At 64.0% G+C, this 4,037-nt stretch carries 2 protein-coding genes; one reads left to right on the top strand and one right to left on the bottom strand.

Annotated elements, in window-relative coordinates; all coding sequences use genetic code 11:
- Positions 1-1,749 precede the first annotated feature (1,749 nt).
- The gene (locus P1K89_RS33175) at positions 1,750-2,205 is read left to right on the top strand and encodes a hypothetical protein (RefSeq protein ID WP_284620813.1); all 456 of its coding nucleotides are present in this window, start codon (positions 1,750-1,752) and stop codon (positions 2,203-2,205) included.
- A gap of 651 nt (positions 2,206-2,856) precedes the next feature.
- Here the strand turns inward: P1K89_RS33175 and P1K89_RS33170 are convergent.
- Complete coding sequence (locus tag P1K89_RS33170; RefSeq protein WP_284620812.1) at positions 2,857-3,819, bottom strand: IS30 family transposase; 963 nt, start codon at positions 3,817-3,819, stop codon at positions 2,857-2,859.
- Positions 3,820-4,037 lie beyond the last annotated feature (218 nt).

Genomic DNA, 4,037 nt, shown 5'->3' with positions numbered 1-4,037 from the left:
CCCGCAGGCTGCCGCTCAAAGTGCCGCCTAACCCTTCGGTCAACGCGACGCCCACCAGCTGCGCGCCAGGGCCGCGAGGCAGTCAAGGCATATCATCTGCCTCGCGGCCCTGGCGCTCCGCTGGCGGTCGCGCGTTACCTCAAACGTTAGGCCTCGGGTCGGGAAGTCCGCCACGACTCGTGGCGCAGCAAGAAGAACCGCATGCCTTCCGCCTTCATCGCGTCGGCCATCGGGGGAACAGCCGAATACAGGCACTTGCAGGCGCTGCTGCAGGACGCTCCGGCCGCATTGGTCAAGAGCAAATCCGTCCGCAGGGCGCAGGTCGGCACATCAAGACAAGGGTGGTCGCCGCTGCTCGCAAGTTCGGATCGCAGGGCGCAGCATGAACTACCGCTCACTTCAAGAGCCAGCACTTTGCTTATCGCTTCTCTCCAAGTGTCTGGCAACAAGATCATCGGTCGTCTCTGGCATCTCGTGCGTCCAGCGGACGCAGCGCAGCATCAAGGTTGCCTCAGTTCGTGCGGTGTTCACGGTCGCCACCTCGTCCGAGGCCTAACCCTTCGGTCAACGCGACGACCACCAGCTACGCGCCAGGGCCGCGAGGCCGTCCAGCACTATCATCGGCCTCGCGGCCCTGGCGCTCCGCTGGCGGTCGCGCGTTACCTCAAACGTTAGGCATCAGGTGGAGCGGCCGTGCTACTGCAACGTAGTTTCAGCGGCGCTGTCGCGCCGAGCATCTGAACAGCCACGAGTTCTCTGAGCGCCATGCTAGCTCAGAGCCCGAACCCGCAGCGCCTTGCGGAAAGCTTCCGCTCAATGAGTTGTGGTCAGCGCCAGAGCGCACGCCTCCAGCACCTCCCGCCCTCCCTTCTAGTCAGTTCGTCGGGCGCTGCGCGTCGGGAGGCCCTGCCAGTGGCTACCCCCCCGTGGCGCAGCGCAGAGGGCAAGGCCCCAGGCTGGCCATGTCCGCAGCGCTTGCCACCGTCGGTTCCAGTCAGTTCGTCGGGCGCTGCGCGTCGGAAGGCCCTGCCAGTGGCTACCACCCTGCGGCGCAGCGCTCAGCGCAAGGCCGGGGTGGCTCGTGGCATGGAGCACCTGCCTTTGCTGTCACCCAGGCTGCTGCCTAACCCTTCGGTCAACGCGACGCCCACCAGCTACGCGCCAGGGCCGCGAGGCCGTCCGGCCTATCATCGGCCTCGCGGCCCTGGCTCTCCGCTGGCGGTCGCGCGTTACCTCAAACGTTAGGCGGCACGCGCAAGAACCCGTGCGACCCTCTGGTCCGCCTTGCGAGCACCCCGCAGGTCAAGACCGCGCCTGCGCCGGTCGCCCAAACTGGGACGAGTTCAAAGCCACGTGCACAGGCTGTGCCCTCTGGCGGAGCTCCTTGATCAGGCTCACGAGTGCGCTTCGCGCAAGCGTGCTGCGCCGCGCAGTCAGTCTGTCGGGCTCCGCGCAAGCGCGGTGCTGCAACTTCGTATCGCAGGGCGCAAGACCGTGCGCCTTCGAAGCGAAGCACTGCCCTGGCAGTTCGCAGCGACTGGCCGTCATCGGCACTCAGCTCCGTCAATCCCGCGGTCCCGCAGGCTGCCGCTCAAAGTGCCGCCTAACCCTTCGGTCAACGCGACGCCCACCAGCTGCGCGCCAGGGCCGCGAGGCAGTCAAGGCATATCATCTGCCTCGCGGCCCTGGCGCTCCGCTGGCGGTCGCGCGTTACCTCAAACGTTAGGCCTCATCCCAGCCTTCACCGAAATGCGTATACGCGACCAAGTCATCACGCCAATTCTCGGCAATCTGCCACTGTTCACGCTTTCGTGGGCTCTTGTTGCCGTTCTGGCAATCGTCACAAGTGACCCGAAATGTCATTACCTATCTCTCGGCAGTTCGGAATTGATGATCCAGGTTGCGCTCGGCCTGCCCTTCAAGAGCCTTATAGTCTGGCTAACTGCGTTCTATCTGGTAGTCGGAATCCTGTACTCCCTTACCGGAAAGCATGGTCGCATGGTTGAGATCCAAGACAAGTTTCTGCGACCAATCGTTGTCCCCGTCTTGTTTCAACTCGCCGGACTTGTCGGGGGACTTCAAGCAGAGAGTAGCTCCTTGCTGCGCGGCATGGTTAGTAGCGCTGCCATCGGCATCCTCGCGCTCGTCATGTACAACGTGGCTCAGTTCTTCGAGCAGAAGAACGCCCAACTCAATGAGGCCTAACCCTTCGGTCAACGCGACCCGCACCAGCAGGCGTCTTGGGGCGCGAGCCACCCAGGTCTATCATGTGTCTCGCGCCCCAAGCCTCCTGCCGCTGCGGGCGCGTTACCTCAAACGTTAGGCCTCGGGTTGGCAAGTCCGCCGCGACTCGTGGCGCCACCAGAAGAACTACACGTCTTCGGCCGTCATCACATCAGCCGCGAGGCGAACAGTTGATTGCAAGCACAAGCACTTGCGTCGGTTGCCTCCGAGCGCTTCGGCCGCGGCAGTACAACTCCAGCGGCCTGTCTTCAGTGGCGGGTCGGTACGCACGCGCGAGAGGACGACCGCCGCTGCTCGTCGTTCGGTGCGCCAGCTCAAACCTTCACGAGTTGGTTGCCAGCTCGCGGCAAGGCTCTGGCAACAAGACCATCGGTCGTCCCTGGCAACTCGCGCGTCCAGCGTGCCAGCTCAGCAGCAAGGTTGGGGGGCCCAGTTCGCGCGGTGTTCACGGTCGCCACGTCGTCCGAGGCCTAACCCTTCGGTCAACGCGACGCCCACCAGCTACGCGCCAGGGCCGCGAGGCAGCCAAGGCATATCATCTGCCTCGCGGCCCTGGCGCTCCGCTGGCGGCCGCGCGTTACCTCAAACGTTAGGCCGTCACGAATTGCCAAACTAAGCGCAACACCACCGAGCATACGCCTCGTTAGGCGTGTCGAATCCGAGAACCTTTCTCGGCCTGTCGTTGAGCTCTCGCTCGATCGCGTCGCACTGACGCTGTGTCACTCCTCTGAAGCACATGCCTTTGGGCAAGTACTGCCGGATCAGTCCATTCGTGTTCTCGTTCGTCCCCCTCTCCCACGAGTGATACGGCCGTGCAAAGTAGATCTGAATTCCGAACTCCTCCTGCAGTTGCTTGAACCCGTGGAACTCCGTCCCGTTGTCCAGCGTCAGGCTCTTCATCTTCAGCAGCCCTAGCCTGATCTGCCTGCTCAGCGCCTTGTTCACCTCGCTGGCCTGCCTGGCCGGCAGCTTGATGATCCTCGTCCAGCGCGTCATCCTCTCCACCAGCGTCAGCAGGCAGTGCCGGCCGTCCTTGCCCATCACCGTGTCGCCTTCCCAGTGCCCAAACTCCCGCCGCCGTGACACTCGCGCGGGCCTCTGGCTGATCGGTGTCTTGCCCCTCATCCTTCCTCGGTGATCTGCCACTCGGTAGCCCTTGCGGTAGCGCCTGCTCAGCTGCCTCGTCCTCTGCCACAGCGAGCCTCCCGCGGCCCTATCCCGGCGCACCCAGCGGTAGATCGTCGTCGTCCCTATGCTCAACTGCCCGACCTTGCGCAGCCTTCGGCTGATCTGCTCCGGGCTCCACCGGCGCTTCATCAGTTCGTAGACCAGCTCCACCTGCGCCACTTCGAACTGCGTCCCCTTGCGGCTGCGCCAGCGCCTTGCCCTGGCGTAGCTGTTGGCCTTGTCTACCCGGTAGCGCCCGTCACTGCTGTCCGCGTTGCGCCTGAGCTCCCGGCTAATCGTCGATGGGCTTCTCCTGAGCATCCTGGCGATCGCCCGCACGCTCTTCCCGCTGGACTTGTGCCTCGCGATCAGATAGCGTTCCCTGTAGGTGAGTTGGTGATACTCCATGCTGCAACCCTTCCTGCCCGAAGAGAAGCGGCTAGTCTCCAACTCACCGCCCCCCTTCGCAAAGGTGTTGCACTTCGCCTGGCAATCCGCCCCTCACAACCCCTCGGGCACTCCGTCGCACAGCCATACGACATGACAGAAGTCGAAACCGTCACGCTCTATCGGCCAACCGGTCCTGAGGAGCTTGCGCTTCTTGAACGCGCGGGCTTTAGCGCCTG

The sequence above is a fragment of the Aquabacterium humicola genome, assembly GCF_030167915.1.
Lineage (GTDB): Bacteria > Pseudomonadota > Gammaproteobacteria > Burkholderiales > Burkholderiaceae_C > Pseudaquabacterium > Pseudaquabacterium humicola.
Note: the sequence above shows the minus strand (reverse complement) of the source record. Positions and strands in the feature narration are given on the sequence as shown.

Excerpts from the sequence above, each read along its gene's own strand:
- P1K89_RS33175 (WP_284620813.1), top strand. The coding sequence starts at position 1,750 with ATGCGTATACGCGACCAAGTCATCACGCCAATTCTCGGCAATCTGCCA.
- P1K89_RS33170 (WP_284620812.1), bottom strand. The coding sequence starts at position 3,819 with ATGGAGTATCACCAACTCACCTACAGGGAACGCTATCTGATCGCGAGG.